The organism is Rhizobium sp. BT04 (genome assembly GCF_030053135.1).
Lineage (GTDB): Bacteria > Pseudomonadota > Alphaproteobacteria > Rhizobiales > Rhizobiaceae > Rhizobium > Rhizobium binxianense.
Genome location: NZ_CP125652.1, coordinates 3,085,666 through 3,112,036 on the forward strand (window position 1 = coordinate 3,085,666; position 26,371 = coordinate 3,112,036).

Sequence of the window (26,371 nt, forward strand, 5' to 3'; positions counted from 1 at the left end):
CTTTTGTCTTTAGGCGCGACGTTAGCCCAGATCGGGAATCATTGCCGCCGTGTAGGGTACTATGTGTCGGGAATTACAAGTCTCGATGTGTTCAGGCCCCCGCAACCAAACTTCCTCGATATCAAATACACAAAAGCCCGCCTCGCGGGCTTTTTGCGTTTCCTGATGGAATTAAGCCAAGGCTTCAACGCGCAGATCCAATCCTTCAGCCCAATCCGTTCCGGGCCAGGAAGTCTGCCGCCTGCATTGTGTCCAAGGCGCCGGCCGTCTCCCTGAAGTAAGGCAGGCCTTCCCAGAGGTTGCGATCGCCGACGATATAGAATCGGCGCTTGGCGCGAGTGAGGGCGACGTTCAGGAGGTTTGGCTTCGAGGCGGCCCAGCTCGCCGCGCCGCGATGGTCGGCATCAGCACCGAGCACCATGAAAACGATGTCTTCCTCCTTGCCCTGGAAGGTATGCACCGTACCGATCCGTTCCTGCAGCCATTTCGACAGTTTCGGCGGAGCCGAGCGCGTATTTCCGTTCCAATCGCCCCACGCTGCATTGGCCAGAGCCTGCTTCAAACTATTCTTGATCTCCTTGAACGGCGAAATGATATAGAGATCCGGCAATCCGCCGTCCCGCCGATAAGTGGCGGTGAGGAGATCGACGATGAAGCCCGTCTGTTCTGGAACGGCCTGTTTGCCTGACACTCTTCCTCCGATGTCGACCCAGGTGCTGTTGCCATAAAACGGCGGAGCGTCACCGGCCGGCCGGCGCTCTTCCAGCCCGAAGACCATTTTGTTCTGATAGGCGATCTGATTGGCGAGGCTGAACATCGGGTCGATGCAGCGACGATGCACCCTGAGAGGGCTGCCGATCCAGAGCCCATCAGCCTCCTCGCCCTGAACGGTTGTTCCATAGCGGTTGGCGGCATCGGCGAGCATCTGCACCGACACTCTGTTCGGGGAATATAGTCCTGCCGCCGTGTGGGGCGAGAGCGCCGAGGTGGCCGCAATCAAGGCGCTGGGCAGCGTGAAGACCGGTTCGATCTGTTGGGGATCGCCGATCACCATGACGCGGCGCGCCCGCAGCAGGGCGCCGACGGCCGCTTGCGGCACCGCCTGACCGGCTTCATCGATGAAGACCCAGCCGATCGAGCCGGCTTCGAGACCGCGGAACTGTCGGGCAAAGGAGGCAAACGTCGTCGACACGATCGGAACGATCATGAAAAGGCTCTGCCAGATCAAGGCAATGTGCTGGCCGTCCGCGGGACCGTTGTTGGAAAGCAGTTTGTTGATAGCGACGATGTTTCCGCCAAAACCTCCGCCTTTCTTGCCGACATCCGCCAGCCACGCTTCATGCAGCGTCAACGCCGCTTCCAGCAAAGCCGAACGCAGACCCGCCAGTTCGTCCTGATGCCACAGGCCGTCAATCTGGAACTGATCGGTCTCGAGATCGCCGAGACGCCCGGGCAGGGTGGGATGATCGAGAATCGTCCCAAGACGATCGAATTCTTCTCGCTTGCGGGACCAGATTTCTCGTTGCGATCTGAGCGCCCGTTCGGCCCGCTGATGTCCGCGCAACGCCCGTTTCAGTGCAGGTCCATGAGCCTTTGCAAGATGGCGCTCGCATTCCGCCAGTGCCTTGCGCAGTTCCAACTGCCCGCGTGCATTGGCGCCGACATCTTGCCGATGCTGCCGGACAGGAGTGGTCGGCAACACTCTTTCCCACCACGCAGGAGCGCTGCGGTCGAGCAGCTGCTCCTCCTCCTTCAGATGCGACAAGCCTTCCCTGATACGAAGTATTTCGGCTTGGACCATGTTGCATCTGTCCTGCGCTTGCCGAAATTCGCTTTCGGCTGCCCTGACCCCTTCAAGCGCCTCGCGGCAGAAGGCATCCTGCGACACCTGGGCGATTTCGTCATGGAGATCGGCATAGCGTGCACATTGGCCGATCTTGTCGCGAACCGCGTCGTCGGCGGTATGAAAAGCCGCCGACGCTTCGGCAAAGGTCGGTCCGTCATAGCTTTTCAGCCATTCCCAAATGGTCTGCGGCTTATCGGTGCCGGACCAGCCGGGCTTCGGCCTGTCTGTGATTTCCATGAAGGCGAAACGTTCCTTGAAGGCGCGGCGGTTCCGGGAATTGCCGAGCGCACAGGCGATCAGCCCCCAGGGGCGGTCGCCGTCGGAGAGCTTGATGGTGGCACCATTGTCCTTCTGGCAAGCGATCTTGTGCGCGACCGTTTGCAGATATTGGAATGAAGACGTGTTCGCGATCGCGCTCCGCTTGGGAAGGTCGCGCGAGATATTCTCCACGGCGGCATTGTTGGAGGAGGCCACGACCATTTCGAAACCGGCAAGGGCCGGGATCAGCGCCGATATGGAGCTCGTGCTCCGGTCCCCGAAAGTGACGCGGCACGCCGAACCGCCAAAGGCATCGCGCGCCGTCTTCAAGGAGGAGAGCACCCGGGCGCGCCGAACGATATTATCCGCGAACATGTCGCGAAGCAGGGTCGTCTTTCCCGTCCCCGGCGGGCCGTTGACCGAGGACAATCCTGCTTGCGAAAGGTCGCCAATCGCCGAATTGATCGCAAACTGCTGCATGAGGCTCATCGCGTGGTGACGGTCGCTCAGCCAACGTCCGCGGTTGAGATTGCCTGGATGCAAGGCCCGAACGATCGCCTGGCGTCCATCCTCGGTGTAGAGGTCGATCCGCTTCTCCTGCGCGAGCGGCGTGAGATATTGCCTGAGCGGCTTGGGGATATCGCCGTGTTTGACCCCCATCATCGCCTGCTCGATATCCTCGATGAAGAAGCTGTTTAGGATCCCGATCTCTTCTTCGATGTTTGCACTCTCGTCCTCCGCGTCGGCGGCATCGGGCGCGTTGCTCTCCTGCGGTGGCGGCAGGGAGAGGAGTTCGGGCTTTTCCGCCCTGTCTCGGTAGCGTATTTCGACGGCGGCGATGGGCTTTTCCTGGCGTGAGGCAAAGCCGGCCCAATTGCAGAGCAATTCATGCAGCGTCAGGATTTCGCCGGCGTCGATCGGCTGATCGTCCGTGTCCTCGGAGGATGGAGATCTCAGCTGTCGCTGTGCCCGAAAGTTTTGGAGCAGTTCCGAGAGCTGCCGTTTGCTGTCGGCAAATGCCTCGTGGCTGAGCGAGGAGAGGCCGGATTTTCGCACCCGTCCCAGAGCCCATGGCAGCGTGGAAACCGAAAACGTTTCGAACATCGGCTGTCCCAAGGGGGAGAGCTGCAGGCTGGCAAAGCAGGTGTCGCCGTCGAGGTCGCCGCGTTCGGCATCCTCATATTCTGATAAATCGGCCGCAACGCTGTCGAAATGCCGGCGGATGTCGGCAATTTCCGATTTGCTGAAAACGCCGAGGAACAGGGTAAAGCCAGTGATCTGCTTCTCCTCGGGGATCGCTGGGCGGCTGAGCGCGGCGCCGTCATCCTCGAGTGTCTCCGCATGCAGCCAGAAAATAGTTCGGCCTGCAGCTGCGACAACACGGCTGGAGAGATCGTAAGGAATGAAGAACTCGATTTTGTGCCAGAAATCGAGAATGGCGAGAAGCCGTTCCCTTTCGGCGCCATCTGCATTGGTCTGCATGAGTTCTCACTGAGGAGTTGCAAAAATAGGCTCGCGCTTGTTTAACAACGATCTCAGCTCAAAATCAAAGATCATGGCGATCTGCGCGTCCTGGAACCGCCGGACCGCATTTCCGCACCATGACAAAACCGCGTCAATGCAGGCGCGGCCGGCGTCGCTCGCTGAACTGCCACCCCCGGTTCCAGCGGGCGATACTCTCCGGCACGACGTCCACCTTATGAGGAGCAGGCGCCGCACGCATGCGGATTCGTTCGAGCGCTGCACTCGCCTTGGCGGCATAGTCGAGTGCGGCCGGATCGTCCGAATGCACTCCCTGGATCGCAGCAAAGACCGTCTCTGCTTCGGCCAGCCGTTTGCCCGCCGCAAGGGCGATGCCACGCTTGTAATGCGCCTGGATGAGATGCGGCCCGATCTCGCCGACCCGGCGGAAAGTCTCGGCGGCCTGGTCGTATTGATGCAGGGCAAGCTGCGTGTCGCCAAGCCGCATCTCTATCGGCGTCGGATCGGGCGCTCGTTCGGTGAGAGCCTTGTAGGCAGTCAGTGCCTCCGTCAGCTTGCCTCGGTCGAACAGCAGATTGGCGAGCCCGAATTCCGCGCCGGTATGGCCGGGAGCAGATTGCAGCACCTGGTTGAAGGCAATCTCCGCTCTACCACGGGCGCCGTTGCGGTACATGTCGAGCGCCTGTTCGTAGACGAAACGAATGCTGCGCGGATTGAGCACGCCGTGCAGGTTCTGGCCGCTGCGGGTACGGAACAGGGTACAGCTGATCCGCCTTTCCTCCGCCCCGAACATATATTTATAGGGTTCGTTCCCCCGCAGGAAGTCATAGGTCTTGAAGCCGTCCTCGATCGCCCGCCGGATGCAGTAACCATGCAGGATGAGGCCGGGAGACGGCGTCTTCCAGGTCTCGTCGCGGCCAGTGATGTAAAAGAGAATCGCCTTCTTCTGCCGATCGACGATATTGGCCAGCGCGCCGAGCGGCTGGTCGCCATGCCACAAGACCGGGACGTCGAGATTGCCGCTGTTGAAGCAGTCCATCAGCATTTCGCGCGTGGTGATGATCAGCCGCTCGGTCCGCTCCGCGCCCTTGCGGGCACTCCATTTGGTTCGCCAGAGATTGAAAAGGATGTCCAGGTCCCGATGGATGGTCTCAGGCGTCGCCATGGTGATCCGGTAAATATCGTCGCCTTCGACCTTGCGCAGGAAGCGGCGGAGCTTCTGACGCGTCTGGCTGCTCATCCGCTGTTCGAGATAGTCGTCGAAGTTTGCCGGTAGGGGGACGATGGGGCAGATCGTATTGTCAATGTTCTCGCTGTTCTGAGGCGAGCTGTCGCGAAACATCACCTCCGGCCCCCGCAGCGCCTCGATCATCTTCTCGCGCCGCCCGGCAGGGCCGCTGAAATATTCGAGCTTCAGGTCGGTCCAGTTCTGATGTTTGATAAACGAAGCAAAACCGGCGATGGCATGATGTTCGTAATCCGGCCTGACGATGAAGCCGGTATAATCGGCCGCAAAATTCCCGGCCATCATGATCTCGTCGTAGAAGAGCCCGGTCTTCTCGTTCAGATGCGTGATGAGGCGCAAGGGGAAAAAAGCGACATAGGGTGCGTCGGGATCGCGTTCGCGAAGGGCGAGGATGAACCAGCGGCGCCGGCGGGAGAGATAGTTCTTCAGCCAGATCCAGGAGAGGAAATGCTGCGCATCGGGATCGTCCATGAAGACCTGATCCCAGTTGTCGCGTACCGTCTCGAACCCGGCAATGGTATCGATGATATCTATGCGCATGGCCGCCCCCAATACCCCATACGTCACTTGGGAGCTTTCATTCTAATGGGAAACGCCGATCTTCAAATAAACCGCCCGGATGATTTGCAGGGCTTAAATATGATTAGTCTTGAGCCGGCACATAATCCAAAATCGGAATCGGTTTTTAGTTAAGATCAAGCATCTTTTCAAAGACATAGCGTTCAAGGCGTCGCATCGTCGCCGCGCTTCCATTCACATCGCCCGGAAGTATGCGGCGGGTTTGGCAGCGCCACCTCCATACGGATTAGGTCAAAGCCCACCGGAGATCTGCGGGCTCGCATGGATGAAGGCCCAGAGCGTCCGGCTGATGGCGACGATTTCGGCGATCGACTTCTCCAGAAGATCGATCTCACGTGCATCCATCTGCTCGATCTTGCCGTAGCGGATCTCCTTGTCGTCCTCGACCAACCGCATCAGCTGCGTGCTCGAGATATCTCCCTTCTCGTCGAAGGAATAGATGCAGTGATTGTATTTGTTGCGTGTCTTGGATTCTTTCTTCAGCCGCGACATGGCCGAAAGGATCGCCTTCCGGTCGGAAGGCGAGGTCGAAGCGAGCTTGGCAAGCCGTTCGATGAGATCGATGCGGGCGCGCGTCGTGTTGAGCGTCAGGAAGACGACGATCGCCGCCTCTTTTTCGACCCGGAGAAGATGGGCGATGATGTAGATCAGCAGGCTTTCGGTGTTCGTCCAGACATAATTCAAGCGGCCGACCCGCAGCAGGACATCGGACATCGCCGCCATGCCAGCCCCTTTCTTCCCCCGAGGGGACGATCCATCCCGAAGGGATGATACATGCCGATATCACATCAGAACAACGGGCAAATCCTTGATATTGAGCGGACCGCCGTCGTTTGCCGAACCGCCTCGCCCGCGGTCAGCGTTCCTTGAAAGCCCGGGACATGCTGTCGGTGATTGGTTTGCTTATATATTCGAAGAAGGTGCGTTCCGACGTCTGGATCAGCACTTCGGCCGGCATGCCGGGAACGGGATGGAAATTGTGTACCCGCGCAATCTCGGAATCGGGTATTTCGACGCGCACGATATAGACATCCTTGACCGAGAGCCCCGCATTCTCCTCGATCGAATCGGCCGAGACGTAGAAGACCCTGCCCTGCAGAACCGGCGTCGTGCGCCGGTTGAGCGCCGTCAGGCGGATCGATGCCGTTTCCCCCTCATGCAGCTGGTCGATCGAGGTGCGCAGCACCTGCGCTTCCAGGATCAGCGGCACATGCGCCGGCAGGATTTCCATGATCGGCTTGCCTGTGGTGATCACGCCGCCGGCGGTATGAAAATAGGAGCGTACGACCGTTCCCGACACCGGCGAACGGATAGTGGTGCGTTCAAGCACGCCTGCGGCCTCGCGCATCTGCTCGCGCACGCTGTCCAGATCGGATTCGGCGGTCTCAAGCGCATCGAGTGCCGCCTGCTTGTTGGAGTTGACGGCGATGACGGCTTCCTGGCGGAATTTGGCGATTTCTGCCTCGCTCTCGTTGATCTCACCGTTCAGTCGCGCAATGTCGCCCATTGCATCGGCGATCGCCCGTTCGATCGCCAGGAGATCCGTCTTGCGCATATAGCCGACCTTGACCAGCCGGGCCTTGGAATCGCGTTCCTCGGTCAGCAGCGACAGCTGCCTTTCGAAGGATTCCTTTTGGCCGGTATAACCGGCGAAGCGGAATTCCAGCGATTGGATGTTCTTCTCGATCAGATTGAGCTGCTCTTCGAGCTTGATCTGCTTGCTGTGGAAGACGACATTCTGGCTCTGGATGATCGCGCCGATGTCCGGGTCGCTTGCCTCTTTCATCACGATGGCGGGAAGCTGGAACTCCCGCAGACCCTGCGCTTCGGCGCGGAGCCTTGCGACAACGGCCTCCAGGCGCAGGCGCCGAAGCTGCAGCATCCGCTCATTCGAGCGGGAGGCGGTGGGATCGAGGGTGAGCAGGATATCGCCTTCCCTCACGGTATCGCCCTCGCTGACGCGCATCTCCTTGATGATGCCGCCCTCCAGATGCTGGACGATCTTGTTGTTGCCGGTCGCAACGAAACTTCCCTGCGCGATGACGGCCGAGGCAAGCGGCGCCGTTGCGGCCCAGAAGCCGAACCCTCCGAACGAGGTGAAGAGAACCGTCAGGCCGACGATGCTGTGCATGCGGATCGAGCGCGGCACGTCGCTATACCATTCGAGCTGCGCCGGACCGGATGTCTCCTGCTTTTTCCGTCCCATCTCGTTCACCCCTGAATACGCGGTGCTTGTTGACCACTATTGCCGTTCTTGGAAAGCGCCTGCAGCACCTCGATCCGCTCGCCGAACATGGCGACAGTGCCTTCCTTGAGGACGAGGATCTTGTCGACGCATTGGAGAAGGGCCGGGCGCTGGGTGATGGTGACGGTGGTGATGCCTTGTTTCTTGGCGTGGATCAGCGCCCTGGCAAGTGCTGCCTCGCCCTGTGTGTCGAGGTTCGAATTCGGCTCGTCGAGGACGACGAATTTGGGATTGCCGAAGAAGGCGCGGGCAAGCGCGATGCGCTGCTTCTGGCCGCCCGAAAGCGGAGCGCCGTCGGCCGCCACGACCGTTTCGTAACCCTGCGGGAAGCTGGCGATGAGCTCATGCACGTCGGCCAGCACCGCGGCCTCGTAGATCTGGTGATCTTCGATGTCGTCGCGCATGCGGCAGATATTCGCCTTGATCGTACCGGGGAAGAGCTGCACGTCCTGCGGCAGATAGCCGATGCTTTCGCCGAACTGGCGCTGGTCCCAGTTGCGCAGATCCATCAGGTCGAGGCGCACATTTCCCGATGTCGGGACGATCGAGCCGACGAGCATCTTGCCGAGCGTCGTCTTGCCGGAGCCGGAATTGCCGATGACCGCCAGCGATTCCCCCTTCTTGAGCGAGAAGGAGATGCCGTTGAGGATGACCTTCTTCTGCGGCGGCGGTACGAACAGGATGCGTTCGACATCCAGCCGGCCTTCGGGATTGGGAAGGCGCAGGCGCGGGAAGTTCAACGGTGAGTTCAAGAGCAGGCTCTTGATCCTGCCATAGGCGGCTGCCGACCGGTTGAACTGGTGCCAGCCTTCGATGGCGCCTTCGATCGGCGCCAGCGCGCGTCCCGAGATGATCGAGGACGCAATCACCATACCGCCGGTCAGCTCACCGGAGAGCGACAGATGCGCGCCCCAGCCGAGCAGGGTGATCTGGGTAATCATCCGGCAGGCCTTCGATATGCCGGAGAAAATGATGTTGCGGTCCTGTGCTTCGACTTGCGATTTCAGCGAGCCCGCCGTTTCCCGGCCCCACATCTTTACGGCCTCGGGGATCATCGCCATCGCATTGATGATCTGCGAATTGCGCGACATGGAATCGAGGTGGAAATTCGCCCGGCTGAGATAGCTGTTGGATTCGGCAAATTGCCGGGCGGTGAATTTCTGGTTCAGATAAGCGATGACGAACAGCACCGCGCAGCAGGTCATGATGATGATGCCGAGATGCGGATGCACAAAATAGACGACGACCACAAAGAATGGCATCAGCGGCGCGTCGAGAAACGCAATCAGCGTGCCCGAGGTCAGGAAGCCGCGCAGCAGCTGCAGATCCTGCAGCGTTTGATAATCTTTGCCGCTGCCATGCAGCGACGCCCGCGCCGCAGCGCTGAGGATCGGCGCGCCGAGCTGCACTTCGAGCTCCACCGCGGTACGCATCAGGATGAAGCGCCTGATGGTGTCCATGAAGGCCTGCAGCAGCACGGCGCCGAGCACGGCGATCGAGAGCATGACGAGCGTGTCGATGGAGCGGCTGGTCAGCACGCGGTCGGATATCTGGAAGAGATAGAGCGGGATTGCCAGCAGCAGCACGTTGATGGCGATCGTGAACATCATGACCACCACCATGTTGCGGCGGACTGCCGCCATGCCGCGCGCGAGGCTGGCGGCGAAATTCACAGGCTCGCTGCGCTTGTGAAATCCGCCGCCGCTTCCCCCGCCCCCGCCCCCGCCGCCCCCGGGATCGGAATCTTTGCCGTTTCCGCCGCCGCCGGTACGCAGCCGACGGTCGGTTTCGCTGATCGGGCCACGCTCGCCTTCGATGGTCTTGCCGAAGGGCATCGTCGGGTTCGATTTGAGCTCGGTCTTCTCCTTCGGCAGTTCAGGCGGCAATTCGGGCACCGCCCGCGCTTCGATCGGCGGCTGCACGGGTGCTTCCGCCGCTCTTGCTGCAGCCGGGCTCTGCGCCATCGCGGCGGGAGGCGCCGCTTCTGTATTCGAGGCTTCCGGCGAGGCTTTCGGCGAGGCTGCCGGCACGACCGTCATTTGCGGAAAGGGCGCCTGCACCACAGCTGCCCGCGCCGTATCGGCAGCGGCGCTTGCTGCGACTTGGGCCGTCTGCTTGCGATCGGGAGATGGAGCTGAAGGGGAGACGCCGCTGAGCCGGCGAAGGTTCTCGACCGCTTCGTCGATTGTCGAGATGCACAGCGCGGCTGTCGCCGCTTCCGAGGGAGCAGTGGAAGGTATACTGCCCGACCTCAAATCGAGGGCGCTGCCGGCGGCAAAGACTTGTTTCGACATCTGGTTCATCGTGATTCCCTTGGAATATCTAGGGTCAAGCGGTGATGGCTTGCATGACGTCGACGGGATGCGACGACCATGAAAGGTCATGTCCTGCATTGATCAAACCATCGGCGGAATCGCCGCCCGACGGATCGTCGTCATCGAGAAAGGCGATGACTTCGTTGGCGAGCCTGTCGTCGGCCGGTTGCGGCTGTGTCGTATCGTGCTCCACCAGGCCGCCCTGAATGAGGATGGCGTCCGAATAGAGCTGGCCTGCCAGATAGATGGTCTGGCCAAAACTGTCATAGTCGATGATCTCGGCGATGTTGACGACGGCATTGCTGCCGGTGTCGATCGTCACCATTGCGTCGGGATTGTTCTTGAGGAGCGTCGATGCAGCCTGGGTCACATCGTCGGAATCGCCGAGGATGCTGACCTGTTTTATGATCGTCATGTCGTAGAGATTGCCGGTGATGTAGAGCACGTTGAGACCGGCATATCCTTGGAAGTTCACATCGAACGACAGCCCTTCCGGCATATTGGGATCGCGATCCTCGATCGCCTTCTGCGTTTCGACCATATAGTCCGGCATCGCCTCGAACGGGCTGCCTGTCCCGACATTGTGGATCGAGGCGAAATTCCAGATCAGGTTGTTGCCGGTCTGTATGTCGGCACCGTCTTCCGCCCGCACCCAGTCATTGTCGTAGAGCAGCGAGATCTGTGTGATGCTGTTGATGTCGAGCACATTGCCGCCGATGATCACCAGATCATACTGCATGCCCATCCCGAAAAAGGAGGAGAAGTTGATGGAGGTATTGCCGCCCGTCAGAACCGTGGTTTCGGATCCCGAGGTGGTGACCGTCATCGTGTCGTTGTCGCTGACGAAATGATACTGCTCGACCCACTGTACGAAGGAGACATCGCCATCGATGACACTGACGCGCCAGCTGGTCGGGAAGGTCGGATCGGCAGCATCGATTTCGGCACGGCTCGACGTATCGAAGGTGCTTTGTTGGAAGACGGCGATATTCTTGGCGATCGTGCCCGCCTCCTCGGCCGAATGGCCCGATGAGCGCAGCGCCGCGTCGATCTCGTCGTTATCGCTGTAGACAAAGGATTGGGAAACCGCGTCGATCTGGTGGTAGTCGCCCATGACGGCGGTGACCGAGGCGATGACGCCGGTGTTGATCACCGCGGCGACGTTGACGACGACGTTCGCACCGGCCGTTACATCGAGGCTGTTGCCGCTCGGCTCGGTCTGCCCGACGGATGAATTGCTGTCGTCGGGTTCCTCGGGGATCTTGGCGAGACCGCGGTCGGGCAGGAAGTCATCGAGGACGGGTATCTCGGCCTCGACCTTGCCGTTGACGCAGATGCTGTTGATCTCGGGATCGACGCGGATGAAACTATGCGTGGCGTCGGCGCTGGGCGAGGTTGCTCCACTGTCCTCGGTATCCTCGGTGTCCCCGCTGTCCTCGGTATTCTGGGCATTCTGGATATAGTTTTCGAGATCCTGGGCGATCTTCAGCGCGTCATCATAGGTATCGATTCGCTGGAGGTCCGAAAACGGCGTGAAGACTTCGGCCTTGGTACTGAACTCCGCCAGCCGCTCGATGACGAAAGCCGTGTCCCGGGGAGCGTGGATGCCGTCTGTCATATCGAGATAGTCGTCGTCGTAAAGGACGTTGACCTGGAGGACATGGCTGATCCCCGAACCCGGCCCGGCAAAGACGTTCAGCTCCGGCTCATCCGACAGCACGATATCAGTCGCCTCACCGAAATGCGGTAACCGTATGTCCCTTGCCGCAATCGCCGCAAGCTTCTCGAGACTCTCTTCGAAGACGCGGCCCAAATGGTGCGCCGGACCATATTCGATATCGTAACTGCCGCTTTTGTAGATGATGCCGGGATCGTAGTCCTTGAGCAGGAGATGGGACGAGAAGCCCGCGGTAAAAGCGTCCTGATCCGGCAGAGCCGGCCCGTCTTCGCCCGGTCCTGCGCCTTCGGCATATTTGGTGCGCGCCCTCATCTCTTCCGTGGTCATCTCGAAGAGACCGATGAAGTGGGCAATGATTTCCGAAATCTTCTCGATATGCATGGTTCGGCCCTCCCATTCGAAATGACGATCGGCCTTGGAGGGGCTCCCGTCGGGAGCCGTGGTGTGGTCGTCAAACCGTTTTCAAGCAGTCAAACTGCACCGACTGGAGCCGGTGCAGTTCCTCTTGGTCGTTGGAGGTCAGTGTCAGGTGCTGGTATCCTCGCCGACGTCGGAGACATGAGAATTGCCGCCGATGACGCTGGAGTCGACCGTGTTGCTGAGCAGGTTCGCGCCCTGAACGAGTTCGAGGTGGAAGCCGGAATTGGCAAGGATTGCCGAAGCATCGGCCGCGCTCGATCCTGTGGCGTCGTCGCCGGCCTTGAGATCCCAGCCCCTGCCGTCCATCTCCATGCCTTCTGCGCTGTCGGCGGTGCCGGCATTGGCATTCAGGTGGTTCTGGGCGCCTTCGTTCTCCATCTTGATGTTCCAGGCACTATCCTGGTCAGCCAGATGGTTCGCCTGGACGGCGCTGAAACCGCTGTCGTTGCCTGCGCCGCTCAGCGAATTGTTGAGGATGTTGTCGACGTCGAGTGTGAAAGAGAAGTCGTCGCCGAGGTTGAAGGTAAGGTCATGGCCGGCAACGCCGAGGTTGTCGAAGTCCTTAACGTCCTCGATGACGGCGAAATCGGTGTCCGTCTTGTTGAAGCTCTCTGACGTATTATTGCTGTCGGAAATTGTCTTGGTATCGGTATCCGTGATGGTCTTGGTATCGGTGTCGGTGATCGTCTTGATGTCGATGTCGTTGTCGCTGTACGACTTGCTGTCATAGCTCCAGTCGTAATCGTTTTTGGTATCGGTGATCGTCGTGGTCTTGGTGCTCGTATCGTCGTCGGACTTGTAGCTCCAGTCGTAGTCGTTGTCGCGGTTGTCGCCGTTATTGGCAGACACATCGATGTCGGCCTTGACGTCCACATCGACGCTGTTGTCGGTATTGTCGCGATTATCGCCGTTGGCGACGCCGACATAACCGGTCGAGCCGTCGTCGACTTCAGTGGAGTTGACAGCGCTGTTGGCAAAACCGTCGGCCAGCGCCCCGACCTTCGTGATTTCGATTTCGTCGCCCGGGGATTTCGGGTCGGGCTTATGGTCGTCGGACATGCAGTCTCTCCAGAAAAAAACCGGAGCAGCTTTTCGAAATCCCTCTCATCTCAAATGGGATTTTGCTCGCGCTCGCTCCGATGCGGTTAACATCGGCAGATGTATTCGATACCAGTCATCTGCAGCTTGATCGCGATTTGTTGGATCAAATCGATGGTATTGGGAACGTACGTACTCAGTACAAGGCCGCACAAATCCACCTCCTCATCCTGGAGCGGATAAGGAGTATTCAGGCGTTCTTTTCGTTGAGTTGCCCTAAATGGAGGTCATGTATCAAAAACGCACACAGATACATAGCTTTTCCACGTCGCCACTTGGGAGACGATCACAGATTGCTGGAAAAATTGCGGATGCGATAGATATCAATTCGGGCTAAGGCATATCGGCCGCATCCGGCTAGCCTCCTGTCGGTGCTAGGTCGAGACCTCTTCGGTGGGGCGTGGCCGAGCCACGAGAACCCAGAGCCTCCTGCATTCGCCGCTGGGTTGAGCGGTGTCTTTCGACGATCGCCTGTCTCATATCCGACACTTGACGCATGCCGAAAATATAACAATCTGTACTGAAATATTACATCAAGCGCTCATCTATAGTGAGAGCAAATATAACCTTGAAGTATCAATCACAGTAAAAATGCAACCAACGCTTTGTATATTATCGTTTTTTGCCCGCTAAAACTAATCACTTTGGGCCATTTCCTTCCTTCTCAATCCGTATTAACATAATTAAGAAATGTCTAAAAAATAAAGCGGTGACATCAGGGGCCGGCATTTCATACTATTTAATACCCGCCATCGCTCCACGTTTGAGTAAAGTGTAACGCTAGGGGAGGCGAATATGTTCATGACAGGCTCAGGAATGGAGAATGCGGACCAGGGAGGGAAGTTGGGTTCGTCAGGAAATACTATACTGGTGGTCGCCAAGGCGGATCTGTTTTCAGAATGCATGGTAGAAGCGCTGGCGAAGAAATTTCCGAATTGTGAAGTGTCAAGCATAACGAGCACAAAGCCGATGTTGGAAAAGGACAGCGGCGATATGAAGCTCGTCTTATTCTATCATATACCTGCGCCGGAGCTTCATGAGGCGCTGCAGGCTGCCCGAGAAAACCACCCGGAAACCTCTGTCGGACTGGTCGTCGAAGCGATCGACATGCTCGAGCCCTATGTCAGCCGGCTGGTCGAGGCAAGGATCATCGACGGCGTCCTGCCGCTCAACCTGCGGCTCGATGTCTTCATGGCCGCGGTGGATCTGCTGATGAAGGGCGGCGAACATTTTCCGTCAGCGCTGCTCAATCGCCTGACCAACAAGAACGCCCAGCTGGAGCCCTCGCTCTATCAGACGAAGTCGGTCGATGCGGCGCGCACCAATGCGCTGAAGTTGAGACGCGACAGCATCTCCGCTTTGACCACCCGGGAGGTCCAGATCCTGGACCTCATCTGCAAGGGCACGCAAAACAAGATCATCGCCGACAAGCTGCATCTTTCCGAAAACACGGTGAAGGTTCATGTCCGCAACATCTACAAGAAGATGAACGTACGAAACCGCACGGAGGCGGCATCCCGTTTCTTCAACGAGCATCCGGCCGGCGATGACGACATGTCCGGCCGGTGGCGCAATTGATCTGCAGCGCCGCGCCTCTTTTCAGGCGCGCGAAGCACGTTGTAGCCCTTTGAATTGCTGCATGATTTGCGGACAGATTCCGATTGAAGGAATTATGCAGTGGTCCTGTTGCTTCAGATTGAGGGGCGTGCAAAGCAGCGCGACTTCTGTCCGAAGCCGCTTGGAGAACAGATGTAGGGCGCTGAACCGTGATAGGCGACGCGAACCGTTGCCGCAGCCGGGCGTTCGGGCCGATTTGCCGGATAGGCATAGGCTTTCGAAACACGCGGCGCCTCGACCACGACGACGTTCTTTTTGGTGACGGCGGCTATGTCGTCGTTAGCGACCGTGCATGCCGTCGGTCCGATCGCAAGAAGCGTCGTTCCCCCGGCGAAGATCGCAATATGAAATAGACGCCAGCCTTTCGGCTGTGTCGCATCTTGTTTTTTCAACATGGCCAAAACCCCTCGCATATGGCGTTTCCGGATGCAAGCCCGGTCGCGCAATTCAGCGCGGCCAACCTTCCCCATGACTTCTACACCAGCTTCATTGAGTGAAGCTTGAGTTCTGTCGGATGCAAGTTGCAAGTGCAAAATCGACGGAAAGTGATTAATCATCTGTTATTTTGAAGAATAGTTGCGTAGTTATTTCGGATAATTGGAGTTTTTGAAGTTGACCACGGCTGTTATCGTCTTATCATTTAAATAGTAATTCTATTAACAGAAGAATAACTCAAAAGTTATTCATGTCGTAGCGGCCATAAAGCGGATATCGGCAATATAAAGTAGACATGCAGTGCATAAACAAATCAAAAGACTAAAAATATGGGAAGGGGTTTGTAATGCGTAGTTTCGTTCCCAGCGAAGGCTATTCTCAAATATCAGGCATGCCGGTGCCCCAGGAGCCGCGCACCGTCCTGGTAAACGGCGGGGCCGGCTTCCTCGGCTCGCATCTCTGCGAAAGACTCCTGCAGCGCGGCCATAAAGTCATATGTCTCGATAATTTTTCGACCGGCCGCCGCGTGAATGTCGATCACCTCGCCTCGAACACCCGCTTCCACATCGTCGAGCACGATGTCCGCCGGCCTTTCGATATCGAGGCGTCACTCATCTTCAACTTCGCCTCGCCCGCCTCTCCGCCCGATTATCAGCGGGACCCGGTCGGCACGCTGCTGACCAACGTACTCGGCGCCGTCAATACCCTGGATTGCGCGCGAAAGACCGGTGCAGTCGTCGTCCAGTCGTCGACATCGGAGGTCTATGGCGACCCGAACCAGAGCCCGCAACACGAATCCTATTGCGGCAATGTCAACCCGATCGGCCCGCGCGGCTGTTACGATGAAGGCAAGCGCGGCGCCGAAACCCTGTTTTTCGACTATCACAGAACTTACGGCATCGACATCAAGGTCGGCCGCATCTTCAACACCTACGGTCCGCGCATGCGCCCGGACGATGGGCGGGTGGTCTCCAATTTCATCGTGCAGGCCCTGCGCAATGCCGATCTGACGATCTATGGCGATGGCGAGCAGACCCGCTCCTTCTGCTATGTCGACGATCTCGTCGAAGGTTTCCTGCGGTTCTCGGCCGCCGGCAGCGCCTGCAACGGCCCGATCAACCTCGGCAACCCGGCCGAGTTCACCGTTCGCCGCCTGGCGGAAATCGTTCGGGACCTGACGAATTCGCGTTCCCGGATCGTCCACCTGCCGCGGGTCGTCGACGACCCCCGCCAGCGGCGGCCGGATATTTCCCGGGCCGCGGCCGAGCTCGGCTGGCAGCCGCGCATCGGGCTCGAAACCGGCCTGGCCCGCACCGTCGACTATTTCGACGGCGTGCTTGCCGGCACAGAGAAGGCGGAGGTCGTATGAGATGCCCCGCTACATTCTGGTCACCGGCGGCGCCGGTTTCATCGGCAGTCATATCTGCAAAGCGCTGGCGCGCGCCGGCATGGTCCCGGTTGCCTACGACAATCTCTCGACGGGACATGCCGACAGTGTCCGCTGGGGACCGCTGATCCGGGCGGAGCTTGCCGACGCGGCCACGCTACGTCGGACGCTCGCAGAGTTTTCGCCCGATTGTGTCATCCATTGTGGGGCCAACGCCTATGTCGGCGAATCCGTCGAGATGCCGAGGAAATACTACCGGAACAACGTCGTCGGCAGCCTCACGCTGCTCGAGGCCTGCCTCGACCAGGATATCGAGCGGATCGTCTTTTCGAGCAGCTGCGCCACCTATGGCGTTCCCGCCTCCCTGCCGATACGCGAGGAAAGCCCGCAGCTGCCGGTCAACCCCTATGGGCGCACCAAGTTGATATTCGAGATGGCGCTCGAGGATTTTGCCGCCGCCTATGGCATCCGCTTCGCCGCGCTGCGTTATTTCAACGCGGCCGGCGCCGATCCGGAGGGTGAGCTTGCCGAGCGCCACCAACCCGAGACCCATCTCATCCCTCGCGCCCTTCTCGCTGCCGCCGGCAGGCTGGAATGGCTCGATGTCTTCGGCACCGATTATGCGACCGAGGACGGAACCTGTGTGCGCGACTATATTCATGTCAGCGATCTCGCACAGGCGCATCTTGCCGCCGTCAATCATCTGATGGCGGACGGCGGCTCGTTGAGCGTCAATCTCGGCTCCGGCCGGGGTACCTCGGTGCGTGAGATTCTCGACGCCATCCATCGCGCGACCGGCCGTGAAGTCCCCGTGCGCTATCGCGCCCGCCGCGCCGGTGATCCGCCGATCCTCTTTGCCAACACCGCAAGAGCAAGAGCCGAACTCGGCTTTTCGCCCTCTCTCTCGGATATCGATACGATCATCCGCACCGCCGGCCCCACCTTCGGACTGGAGGTGAGGGCGTGAGCAACGTTTCGCAAGCCGGCTACGGCCTAAGGGCGGCGAAAGCCGCCGGCGCGGACGCATTCGATCCTGTCTTCGCTGGCCGGAACCGTGCCGTCTACGGCTTCGGCATCTTCTGCTGGCTGGCCGCACTCGGCTATTTCTGGATCTGGTGGTGCCAGTCCGCCCATATTATTTCCTGGGCCGCCTTCGTGCTCATCAGCCTCGTGCTTGGCTGGATCACGCTCGTTCCGGCCTATTTCATCCTGATCTTCCTGGATGCGAAGACAGTCAGCCCTGGCGCACGCTTGCCGGAGGGGCGGGTGGCGATGGTGGTCACCAAGGCGCCGTCCGAACCCTTCGCCGTCGTCCGCGCCACGCTTCAGGCGATGCTCGACCAGATCGCCGTCGATTTCGATGTCTGGCTCGCCGACGAGGATCCTTCGGAGGAAACCAGACGCTGGTGCGCAGAGCGCGGCGTTCTGATCTCCACCCGAAAAGGCGTGGCGGAATATCATCGCACCACCTGGCCGCGCCGGACGCGGTGCAAAGAGGGTAATCTCGCCTATTTCTACGATCATTTCGGCTATGCGCGGTACGATTTCGTCGCCCAGTTCGATGCCGATCATGTCCCGACGCCCACCTATCTCCGCGAGGTCCTGCGTCCCTTTGCCGATCCCGGGATCGGCTATGTCTCAGCGCCCAGCATCTGCGATGCGAATGCAGCGGCAAGCTGGGCGGCACGCGGCAGGCTCTATGCCGAGGCGAGCCTGCACGGTTCGCTGCAGACCGGATACAACAATGGCTGGGCACCGCTTTGCATCGGCTCGCATTATGCGGTTCGCACATCAGCGCTGCGTGAGATCGGCGGCCTCGGCCCCGAACTTGCCGAAGACCATTCGACGACGCTGATGATGAATGCCGGCGGCTGGCGTGGCGTGCACGCCGCCGATGCCATCGCCCATGGCGACGGCCCGGCGAATTTCGCCGATCTCGTCGTCCAGGAATTCCAGTGGTCGCGCAGCCTCGTCACCATTCTGCTGCAACATTCCCGCCGCTATGTCATGCGTCTGCCGTTGCGGCTGAGATTGCAATTCGTGTTTTCGCAGCTGTGGTATCCGCTGTTTTCCGCCTTCATGGCCGTGATGTTCCTGCTGCCGGTTGCCGCCTTGCTGACGGGCCATGTCTTCGTCGCCGTCACCTATCCGGATTTCCTGCTGCATTTCGCGCCGATATCGATCGTGCTGACGCTGTTTGCCTTCTTCTGGCGGGCGACGAGAACATTCAGGCCGCATAATGCGAAACTGTTCGGTTGGGAGGGGCTTGCCTTCATCTTCCTGCGCTGGCCCTGGTCGCTCGCCGGCAGCCTGGCGGCCGTTCGCGATCACATCTCCGGTTCCTTCGTCGACTTTCGCATCACCCCGAAGGGAAGGCAGCAGCAGCAGTCTTTGCCGCTGCGCGTCGTCGCGCCCTATATCGGACTCGCCGGGCTTTGCGCTGCCGCCATGGCGATTCCCAACGAGGCCGCATCGGCCCAGGGCTTTTATATTTTCGCCGCGATGAACCTCGCGATCTATCTGTCGCTGACAGTGTTGATCGTCATGCGCCATGCGATCGAAAACGGTCTGCCGCTGCTGCCGCAATCACGCGGGCTCTGGTTTGCGACGGCCACGGGATTGGCGATCTGCGTCACCGGCGGCATGCAGGCCGGCAGCCACGGTCTGCGCAGCCTCGAAGCCCTTTCTCACGGCCAGACCATCATCAGTTTCAGCCAATCGCAGTTTGCCGTCGCCGGTGCCGGCCTCGGCGGCAAGACCAGGACGGTGAAGTTCCGCATCAGATGGAATGGGTTCGGAAACACGGCACAGGATCAACAAGGTGTCTGAGCCGGCGGAACCGGCAAAGCGTTGAGTAGGAGGATGTAATGAGTATCGGATCGAGATTATATGGGGCAGCCCTTGCTCTCAGCCTGTGTCTGCCGGTGGCAGCGCAGGGTGCCGAGGTGGTGGGGGAGAAGGCGCCAACGCCGCTCAGCGCCTATGAGCTCTATCGGATCTACGGTGACAAGACCTGGACATGGGACACCGGCGGCGGCCGCTTCTTCGATGAGGGCCGGCGCTTCGTCGCCTGGACCGACAACAAGGGCAAGCAGTCCTTCGCCGAAGGCCGATGGGTGGTCGACGATCTCGGCCAGCTCTGCATGCGCGCCACCTGGACCAATGCCGAGGGTGCAGCCCGCGCCAGCACCTGTTTCGGCCATCGCAAGATCGGCAATACGATCTATCAGCGGCGCCAGCCGGACGGCAACTGGTACGTCTTCCGCCATGCATCGGTACGAGGGGATGACGAGTTTCGCAAGCTTGTTCCCATGGATACGGTCAGCGCCAAGGCGCATGACCTGAAGCAGTTCCTGCTCAGTCAGGAAGTAGCCCGAAAAGGAGGTTGAGCCATGAAGAAGCTGATGAAAAACAAACTCTCGACCGCCGCGATCGCGCTGCTGATGTTGTGTGCCGCGGATCTGCCGGGCCGAAGCGAGGTGCAATATGCCGGCATTGCCCCGAACCCGGCGGCAAGCGTGCGGGCGATCATCGACAAGCGCCCCGTCCTTCATGCCGACGGCATCAAGTTCGGAGCCTACGATCCGCACGGGGATTTCGGCGCGCAGGCGAATGTCGCGACCGAAGCCCTGTTCCTGCCGTGGGAGGACGTCGACCTCGAGACGCTGCGCGTGGCCGATGCCTACGCGCTGGCAAGGGGTCGCAACCTGCTGATAACGGTGGAGCCCTGGTCTTGGGACGTCGATTGGCGGCTGACCTCGGCCGCGCTTCGCGCAAAGGTCCTGCGCGGCGATTACGATGTCAACATGCGTGCGATCGCGCAGATGATATCCCAGCTGAAAAGCCCGGTGATCGTCCGCTGGGGGCAGGAGATGGAGGACAAGTCGGGGCGGTTTTCCTGGTCCGGCTGGAATCCGCAGGACTATATCGCCGCCTATAAGCGGATGATGGATATCGTCCGCCAGGAGGCGCCCGGCACCGAACTCATGTGGTCGCCGAAGGGCGAGCCGGGCTTGCAGGATTATTATCCCGGTGACGATTATGTCGATCTCGTCGGGCTCTCGGTCTTCGGCCTGCAGCGCTACGACGAGCTTGCCCGCAATGAGCACCGGACGTTCTCGGAAGCGTTGAAGCAGGGCTATGATCTCGTCGCCGGCTACGGAAAGCCCATCTGGGTGGCGGAGCTCGGTTATGAAGGCGGCGACGCCTATATCAGGCCGTGGATCGAAACTGCCACCTTGAAGCAGAGCGCTTTTCCGAACCTTCAGGAGGTGGTCTATTTCAACGACCGGGACGTGCACGCCTGGCCCTTCGATCTCGGCCGGCCGGACTGGCGCGTGGTCAAGAGCGTGGGCAATTGATCGCCTGAAAACGAGAGAGGCCCGCCGGGGTTTTGCGGGCCTCTCCTCTCATGTCAGGCGATCGATCATCCCTTGATCGTCGCCTTACCCTCTTCGATGAGCCGGGTCGCCGCATCGGCCGGCGAAACCCGTTCGAAGGCGAGTTCGTCGCAGATCGGCCGCAGCACACGCTGGTCGAATTGGGTTGCGCCCATCGGCACCGGCGGCGGATATTCGCCGACCTGATCCTTGAGAAGATTGACGTATTTGACCGTTTCCTGCTCCGTCGGGTTGAGCTGCGGCAGGATGGCTTCACGCACGGTCGGCGACATCGGCACGCCGCGCTCGACGCCGAGAATCTTGCCGGCCTCGACATCGTTGACGAAGAAGTCGATGAATTTCGCGGCCGCTTCGCCGTTCTTCGTCGTGGCGCCGACGCTCCAGATCAGCGCCGGACGATAATAGTGACCGGAGGGGCCGCCCTTCTTTTCGCGCGGCAGCATGGTGATGCCGAGTTTGTTCTTGATGATCAGCTGATAGCCGATCATTTGGTTGGAATAGGCCATGCCGATCACCGATTTGCCGAGACCGAGGCAATTGGTGTCGATCGTGTTCTGATCGAGCGTCTGCACGTCGGCAGCAACGGTGCCGCCCGCCTTGCGCAGCTTCTCCCAGTAGTCGAACCATTCCCTGGCATCGTCCGCGGCGAAGCCGAACCCGACGCTTTCCTTGGAAAAGAGGCTTTTGCCGCGTTGGCGCAGCCAGGCATCGAACACATAGGCGTACCGCGCCGCATAGGGGCCGCCGCCCTTGCCCGAGGACTTGGCGAGTTCGACGGCGAGCTTGGCATACTCATCCCAGGTGAGGTCGGCCGTCGGCAGCGGGATGCCTGCCTTTTCGAATTCGACCGTGTCGAAGAACATCGAGAATGAGTTGAGGCCGAGGCCGACACCATAGAGCTTGCCGTCGACGGTGGTCAGCTTCAGCATATCGGCGCCGAAGCTGCTGACCTTCAGCGTCGAAGGGACGAATTCATCGAGCGGCAGGCAGGCGCCGCGCTTGGAATAGTCGGAGATCGTTCCCGGCTCGAGCTGGAAGACGTCGGCGACCGAGCGGCCGGCCATCTGCGTCGCGAGTTTCGTCCAGTAGCCGTCGCCCGAAAGCGATTCACCGACGATCGTGACGCCAGGCGTTTTCGATTGATAGAGCTTGGCGACGTCAAGCGTGCGCTTGGCGCGGTCGTTGGACCCCCACCACATGGCGCGCAACGAAGCGTCCTCGGCAAAGGCCGGAAAGGCGCTTCCCGCACCGAAGGCGAGACCGGCGGCGGCACCCGCTGAGCCCATCAGGAATGAACGGCGATTGACCTGCATGATATCCTCCTTGTCCCAATATGCCTGCTGCCATCCTCCAATGGCTTCGGCGGGCATTTCGATGAGAAGGGTACGCAAAAAAATAATTATTGCAACAAATAACGTTCATGTTGCAAATTTGCATAATTTGCATAAGATTTGCCCATGAACGATCAGAAAATCAGGCGGCCACGTCAGGCCGATATCGCCACATTGGCTGGCGTCTCCGTCTCCACGGTGTCGCGCGTGCTCGCCAACGAACCTGGTATCAGCGAAACCGTGCGCCGTCAGATCTTGAAGGTGGCCGCCGAGCACGGCTATCCGGTCAAACCGGCTTCGGAGACCGTTGCCGGAGCACTGGCGCTGATTGCCAGCGACGGTGTCACCGGCGGTCTCAGCGTCTTCTATGAGGCGATCGTCGACGGCCTGCGTGCCGGGGCCGCCGAAGCAGGCATGCCCTTCGAAATCCGGATGGTCCGCGAGGATCGCACCACCCCGGACGCCATTCGCGACTATATGCAGGCCGCAGCGGCTGACGGTCTCTTTCTCGTCGGCATCGATCCGAACGAGATGCTGCGCAACTGGCTGCAGGGCAATATGACGCCGACCGTGCTCGTCAACGGCACCGATCCGAGGATGCAATTCGACGGCGTTTCGCCGGCTAATTTCTTCGGCGCCTATGAGGCGACCACGCGATTGACGCAGGCAGGTCATCGCCGAATTTTGCATTTGAGCGGCTCCCACCGCCATACGATCCGGGAGCGCATCCGCGGTTTCGAGGCGGCAATCGCCGCCGTCCCCGGCGCCGAGGGTCGTTTCGTGCCCCTGGCGCTGCAGGGCGGCGCCAGTCACGAGGCCCATGAACGCACGGCCGCGATCCTTGCCGAGAATGCCGGCTTTTCCGCCGCCTTCTGCATGAATGATTTCATCGCCGTCGGCGTGCTCGAGGCCGTCACCGAAGCCGGTCTGCGTGTACCGGAGGACTTTGCGATCGTCGGCTTCGATGATCTGCCCTGTGCGCTGATGACCAATCCGCAGCTTTCCACCATGCGCGTCGACCGCGCCGCCATCGGGCGCGAGGCCGTTTCGCTGATGCTGTCCCGTTTCCGCAACAGGGCGGTGCCGGCGCGCCACATCTGCCAGGCCGTCATTCCCGTTCCGGGAGGGACCGTTCCGAATGCTGAAAACCGTGAGTGATGCCGATGACCTATGATCCCGCCAGCGCCAATCCGCTTGCAGGCAATCCGCTTAAAACCCGCGCCGATATGAGCCGCGCTCTTCTGGCGCTCTTCGATCCGCTGCTTGCCTGTTTCTCGAAAGGCAATGCCCGCGTCAGGCTGAGCGGCGCCGCCGCCCATTTCGACCGGGCGGCGGCCGATCTCGAAGGCTTCGCCCGCCCGCTCTGGGGATTGGCGCCGCTTGGCGCCGGGGGCGGCGACTTCGCTCACTGGCATCGTTTTGCCGAAGGTCTCGCAAACGGCACCGATCCCGCCCATCCTGAATATTGGGGAACGGTCAATGGCCGCGATCAGCGGATGGTCGAGCTTGCCGCTCTCGGTTTTGCTTTGGCGCTGGTGCCGGAAAAGATCTGGGAGCCGCTCGACGCGCGCGCCCGCGGCAACGTCGTCGCCTACCTCAAACATGTCAGGCAGTTCGACTATGCCGACAACAATTGGAAATTCTTTAGGATTTTCGTCGACATCGCGCTTGATCGCCTCGGCGTCGATTTCGACCGCAGCCTGACGCAACAATATCTGCAGGAGCTCGAAGGCTTCTATATCGGCGACGGCTGGTATCGCGACGGCAACGTGCGCCGCATCGACCACTACATTCCCTTCGCCATGCATTTTTATGGCCTGATTTATTCGAAGCTCGTCGACGACGACTACGCGAAACGCTACCGCGAACGCGCGATCCTCTTTGCCCGGGATTTCCGCCACTGGTTTGCCGCTGACGGTGCCACCATCCCCTTCGGCCGCAGTCTGACCTATCGCTTTGCCTGCGCCGGCTTCTGGTCGGCACTCGCCTTTGCCGATCTTGAGGCTCTGCCCTGGGGCGAGATCAAGCATCTCTGCCTGCAGCATCTGCGCTGGTGGAAGGACAAGCCGATTGCCGATCGCGACGGCGTGCTGTCGATCGGTTTCGGCTATCCGAACCTGCTGATGTCGGAAAGCTACAATTCCGCCGGCTCGCCCTACTGGGCGCTCAAGGCTTTCCTGCCGCTCGCGATCGCCGCGGATCATCCGTTCTGGATGGCGAGCGAAAAGGCGCCGGAGCAAAGCCCCGATGTCGTTCCCCAGCGTCATCCGGGCATGGTGATCATGCCGGCGGGCGGCGATGTCGTGGCGCTGTCATCAGGCCAGGAAAACCTGCAGATGCGTTTCGGCACCGAAAAATATGCGAAGTTCGCTTATTCCACCCGCTACGGCTTCAGCGTCGAATCCGACGAACGCGCCTTTGGCCTCGCCGCCTTCGATTCGATGCTGGCCTTCAGCGATGACGGCCTGCACTACCGCGTGCGCGAAACCAATGAGCAGGCCAGGCTCGCAGGCGACGTGCTTTATGCGAAATGGTCGCCTTTCCCCGATGTCGGTGTCGAAACCTGGCTGGTGCCCGCAGCTCCCTGGCATATCCGCCTCCATCGGATCAGGGCAGGCCGGCCGCTTCGGATCGCCGAAGGCGGCTTTGCCATCGGCCGCCGGGATTTTGAGCAGGACACGCTGTCGGCTTCGGAGGGCGTCGCCTATGCGATCGGCGAAGCCGATTTTACCGGCATTCTCGACCTCGGCTCCTCGGTCAAACGCGCCGGGCTGGCGCAGAAGGCGCAGCCCAATACCAATGTGATCGTCGCCAAGACTATCGTGCCGCAACTGCGCGGCCAGATTCCGGCTGGTGAAACCATCTTGGTGACGGCGGTGCTGGCGCTGGGCGATCCCGCTGCCGTCTCGTCTGTGTGGACGCGGCCGCCGAAAGCGCCTGATATTGCGGCGCTGGAGGCCCTGGTGCGGGAAAAGGGCGTCGCCGTCAGCGCCATCGAAGCGCCCGGACAGATGCCATGAGTCGTCCGGCAATCGTCCTTGCCATGGAGCCATCGCGCACAGAGCATGTCCTGCCCGATGCGGTCCTGCGCCGGCTCGATACCATCGGTCGCCTGCTGGACCCCGAGCCGTTGCAGCGCTTGGACGACGCGCGGGCAAGACGCCTGCTCTCCGAAGCCGAAATTCTGATCACCGGCTGGGGCGCGCCCTATGTCGGGCCTGAGATTCCCGCGGCCGCACCGCAGCTTCGCCTCATCGTCCATGCGGCGGGCACGGTGAAGGGCATCATCGACGAAGCCATCTTCGAAACCGGCATCATAGCGGTCAGCCATTCGGCCGAGGCCAATGCCGTGCCGGTTGCCGAATTCACGCTCGCCGCGATCCTCTTCGCCGGCAAACGCGCCTTCCGTTTCCGCGATCTCTACGTCGCCGACCGCAACCGCGATCGGACCTATCCGATGCAGCGCCAGGCGATCGGGAATTATGGCCGCACTCTCGGCATCGTCGGCGCCTCGCGCATCGGCAGGCGCGTCATCGAGTTCTTGAAACCCTTCGATTACAGGCTGCTGCTGTTCGATCCCATGCTCGATGCCGTCGAGGCAGCCGGATTGGGAGCGGAAAAGGTCGATCTCGACGCATTGATGCGGCGAGCCGATATCATCTCCCTGCACGCGCCGTCGCTGCCGTCGACGCAGCATATGATCGATGCGCGGAGACTGTCGCTGATGAAGGACGGGGCAACGCTCATCAACACCGCGCGCGGCATCCTCATTGATGAGGCCGCCCTGCTTTCGGAGCTGAAGACCGGCCGCATCGACGCGGTCATCGACGTGACCGATCCCGAGATTCCGGACGCGGGTTCCGCATTCTACGATCTGCCCAACGTCTTCCTGACGCCGCATATCGCCGGCGCCATCGGGCTGGAACGGGGGCGCCTCGGCGAGATGGCGGTGGACGAGGTCGAGCGTTTTATGACCGGCCGGCCGCTGCTCTACCAGATCCGCCGAGAGAATCTGGAAAACATCGCCTGACGCT

General features: G+C 60.3%; 18 protein-coding genes. 9 read left to right on the forward strand and 9 right to left on the reverse strand.

Going from position 1 to position 26,371, the window contains the following annotated elements; translation table 11 throughout:
* Positions 1 to 205 precede the first annotated feature (205 nt).
* The 7 genes from QMO82_RS23260 to QMO82_RS23290 form a co-directional block, all read right to left on the reverse strand.
* Complete coding sequence (locus tag QMO82_RS23260; protein ID WP_183609913.1) at positions 206 to 3,586, reverse strand: DEAD/DEAH box helicase; 3,381 nt, start codon at positions 3,584 to 3,586, stop codon at positions 206 to 208.
* Between the two features lie 133 nt (positions 3,587 to 3,719).
* The gene (locus tag QMO82_RS23265; RefSeq protein ID WP_183609914.1) at positions 3,720 to 5,372 is read right to left on the reverse strand and encodes a GNAT family N-acetyltransferase; all 1,653 of its coding nucleotides are present in this window, start codon (positions 5,370 to 5,372) and stop codon (positions 3,720 to 3,722) included.
* A 270-nt stretch (positions 5,373 to 5,642) separates the two neighbouring features.
* Positions 5,643 to 6,134, reverse strand: coding sequence for a hypothetical protein (locus tag QMO82_RS23270; RefSeq protein ID WP_183609915.1), 492 nt, complete (start codon positions 6,132 to 6,134; stop codon positions 5,643 to 5,645).
* Between the two features lie 133 nt (positions 6,135 to 6,267).
* Positions 6,268 to 7,617 (reverse strand): HlyD family type I secretion periplasmic adaptor subunit, encoded by a 1,350-nt coding sequence (locus QMO82_RS23275; protein WP_183609916.1) that lies wholly within the window; start codon positions 7,615 to 7,617, stop codon positions 6,268 to 6,270.
* Positions 7,618 to 7,622: 5 nt separating this feature from the next.
* Complete coding sequence (locus QMO82_RS23280; protein ID WP_183609917.1) at positions 7,623 to 9,959, reverse strand: type I secretion system permease/ATPase; 2,337 nt, start codon at positions 9,957 to 9,959, stop codon at positions 7,623 to 7,625.
* Between the two features lie 25 nt (positions 9,960 to 9,984).
* Positions 9,985 to 12,030, reverse strand: coding sequence for a hypothetical protein (locus QMO82_RS23285; protein ID WP_183609918.1), 2,046 nt, complete (start codon positions 12,028 to 12,030; stop codon positions 9,985 to 9,987).
* Positions 12,031 to 12,174: 144 nt separating this feature from the next.
* Positions 12,175 to 13,128: a fibrinogen-binding protein gene (locus QMO82_RS23290; protein WP_183609919.1), complete on the reverse strand. Its 954-nt coding sequence runs from the start codon at positions 13,126 to 13,128 to the stop codon at positions 12,175 to 12,177.
* A gap of 834 nt (positions 13,129 to 13,962) precedes the next feature.
* Here QMO82_RS23290 and QMO82_RS23295 point away from each other — a divergent pair.
* The gene (locus tag QMO82_RS23295) at positions 13,963 to 14,745 is read left to right on the forward strand and encodes a response regulator transcription factor (protein ID WP_183724967.1); all 783 of its coding nucleotides are present in this window, start codon (positions 13,963 to 13,965) and stop codon (positions 14,743 to 14,745) included.
* 113 nt (positions 14,746 to 14,858) lie between these two features.
* On the opposite strand, the gene QMO82_RS23300 is transcribed toward QMO82_RS23295, so the two are convergent.
* Positions 14,859 to 15,179: a hypothetical protein gene (locus QMO82_RS23300; protein ID WP_183631857.1), complete on the reverse strand. Its 321-nt coding sequence runs from the start codon at positions 15,177 to 15,179 to the stop codon at positions 14,859 to 14,861.
* Between the two features lie 386 nt (positions 15,180 to 15,565).
* Between QMO82_RS23300 and QMO82_RS23305 the strand changes: the two genes are divergently transcribed.
* From QMO82_RS23305 to QMO82_RS23325, 5 genes are read left to right on the forward strand one after another with little or no spacing between them, the layout of a single operon-like run.
* Positions 15,566 to 16,588: a UDP-glucuronic acid decarboxylase family protein gene (locus QMO82_RS23305; protein ID WP_183631851.1), complete on the forward strand. Its 1,023-nt coding sequence runs from the start codon at positions 15,566 to 15,568 to the stop codon at positions 16,586 to 16,588.
* 1 nt (position 16,589) lies between these two features.
* Positions 16,590 to 17,573, forward strand: coding sequence for a UDP-glucose 4-epimerase GalE (galE, locus tag QMO82_RS23310; RefSeq protein ID WP_183610826.1), 984 nt, complete (start codon positions 16,590 to 16,592; stop codon positions 17,571 to 17,573).
* Positions 17,570 to 19,435, forward strand: a complete 1,866-nt coding sequence (locus QMO82_RS23315) for a glycosyltransferase family 2 protein (protein WP_183610825.1) — start codon at positions 17,570 to 17,572, stop codon at positions 19,433 to 19,435. Before galE ends, QMO82_RS23315 begins: the two co-directional genes overlap by 4 nt.
* A 38-nt stretch (positions 19,436 to 19,473) precedes the next feature.
* Positions 19,474 to 19,995: a DUF995 domain-containing protein gene (locus QMO82_RS23320; RefSeq protein ID WP_183610824.1), complete on the forward strand. Its 522-nt coding sequence runs from the start codon at positions 19,474 to 19,476 to the stop codon at positions 19,993 to 19,995.
* Positions 19,996 to 19,998: 3 nt separating this feature from the next.
* Positions 19,999 to 20,967: a glycoside hydrolase family 26 protein gene (locus QMO82_RS23325; protein ID WP_183609920.1), complete on the forward strand. Its 969-nt coding sequence runs from the start codon at positions 19,999 to 20,001 to the stop codon at positions 20,965 to 20,967.
* A 65-nt stretch (positions 20,968 to 21,032) separates the two neighbouring features.
* On the opposite strand, the gene QMO82_RS23330 is transcribed toward QMO82_RS23325, so the two are convergent.
* Positions 21,033 to 22,319, reverse strand: coding sequence for an ABC transporter substrate-binding protein (locus QMO82_RS23330; protein WP_183609921.1), 1,287 nt, complete (start codon positions 22,317 to 22,319; stop codon positions 21,033 to 21,035).
* Between the two features lie 144 nt (positions 22,320 to 22,463).
* Here QMO82_RS23330 and QMO82_RS23335 point away from each other — a divergent pair, with 144 nt between their 5' ends.
* The 3 genes from QMO82_RS23335 to QMO82_RS23345 are packed head-to-tail and all read left to right on the forward strand — an operon-like array spanning position 22,464 to position 26,367.
* The gene (locus QMO82_RS23335; protein WP_183609922.1) at positions 22,464 to 23,495 is read left to right on the forward strand and encodes a LacI family DNA-binding transcriptional regulator; all 1,032 of its coding nucleotides are present in this window, start codon (positions 22,464 to 22,466) and stop codon (positions 23,493 to 23,495) included.
* 5 nt (positions 23,496 to 23,500) lie between these two features.
* Positions 23,501 to 25,357, forward strand: coding sequence for a DUF2264 domain-containing protein (locus tag QMO82_RS23340; RefSeq protein WP_183609923.1), 1,857 nt, complete (start codon positions 23,501 to 23,503; stop codon positions 25,355 to 25,357).
* On the forward strand, positions 25,354 to 26,367 hold the full coding sequence (locus tag QMO82_RS23345; protein WP_183609924.1) for a hydroxyacid dehydrogenase: 1,014 nt from the start codon (positions 25,354 to 25,356) through the stop codon (positions 26,365 to 26,367). The genes QMO82_RS23340 and QMO82_RS23345 overlap by 4 nt, the downstream gene beginning before the upstream one ends.
* Positions 26,368 to 26,371 lie beyond the last annotated feature (4 nt).

What these genes read in the sequence shown, in the direction of transcription:
- QMO82_RS23260 (WP_183609913.1), bottom strand. Translation starts at nt 3,586, where the DNA reads ATGCAGACCAATGCAGATGGCGCCGAAAGGGAACGGCTTCTCGCCATT.
- QMO82_RS23265 (WP_183609914.1), bottom strand. Translation starts at nt 5,372, where the DNA reads ATGCGCATAGATATCATCGATACCATTGCCGGGTTCGAGACGGTACGC.
- QMO82_RS23270 (WP_183609915.1), bottom strand. Translation starts at nt 6,134, where the DNA reads ATGGCGGCGATGTCCGATGTCCTGCTGCGGGTCGGCCGCTTGAATTAT.
- QMO82_RS23275 (WP_183609916.1), bottom strand. Translation starts at nt 7,617, where the DNA reads ATGGGACGGAAAAAGCAGGAGACATCCGGTCCGGCGCAGCTCGAATGG.
- QMO82_RS23280 (WP_183609917.1), bottom strand. Translation starts at nt 9,959, where the DNA reads ATGAACCAGATGTCGAAACAAGTCTTTGCCGCCGGCAGCGCCCTCGAT.
- QMO82_RS23285 (WP_183609918.1), bottom strand. Translation starts at nt 12,030, where the DNA reads ATGCATATCGAGAAGATTTCGGAAATCATTGCCCACTTCATCGGTCTC.
- QMO82_RS23290 (WP_183609919.1), bottom strand. Translation starts at nt 13,128, where the DNA reads ATGTCCGACGACCATAAGCCCGACCCGAAATCCCCGGGCGACGAAATC.
- QMO82_RS23295 (WP_183724967.1), top strand. Translation starts at nt 13,963, where the DNA reads ATGTTCATGACAGGCTCAGGAATGGAGAATGCGGACCAGGGAGGGAAG.
- QMO82_RS23300 (WP_183631857.1), bottom strand. Translation starts at nt 15,179, where the DNA reads ATGTTGAAAAAACAAGATGCGACACAGCCGAAAGGCTGGCGTCTATTT.
- QMO82_RS23305 (WP_183631851.1), top strand. Translation starts at nt 15,566, where the DNA reads ATGCGTAGTTTCGTTCCCAGCGAAGGCTATTCTCAAATATCAGGCATG.
- galE (WP_183610826.1), top strand. Translation starts at nt 16,590, where the DNA reads ATGCCCCGCTACATTCTGGTCACCGGCGGCGCCGGTTTCATCGGCAGT.
- QMO82_RS23320 (WP_183610824.1), top strand. Translation starts at nt 19,474, where the DNA reads ATGAGTATCGGATCGAGATTATATGGGGCAGCCCTTGCTCTCAGCCTG.
- QMO82_RS23325 (WP_183609920.1), top strand. Translation starts at nt 19,999, where the DNA reads ATGAAGAAGCTGATGAAAAACAAACTCTCGACCGCCGCGATCGCGCTG.
- QMO82_RS23330 (WP_183609921.1), bottom strand. Translation starts at nt 22,319, where the DNA reads ATGCAGGTCAATCGCCGTTCATTCCTGATGGGCTCAGCGGGTGCCGCC.
- QMO82_RS23335 (WP_183609922.1), top strand. Translation starts at nt 22,464, where the DNA reads ATGAACGATCAGAAAATCAGGCGGCCACGTCAGGCCGATATCGCCACA.
- QMO82_RS23340 (WP_183609923.1), top strand. Translation starts at nt 23,501, where the DNA reads ATGACCTATGATCCCGCCAGCGCCAATCCGCTTGCAGGCAATCCGCTT.
- QMO82_RS23345 (WP_183609924.1), top strand. Translation starts at nt 25,354, where the DNA reads ATGAGTCGTCCGGCAATCGTCCTTGCCATGGAGCCATCGCGCACAGAG.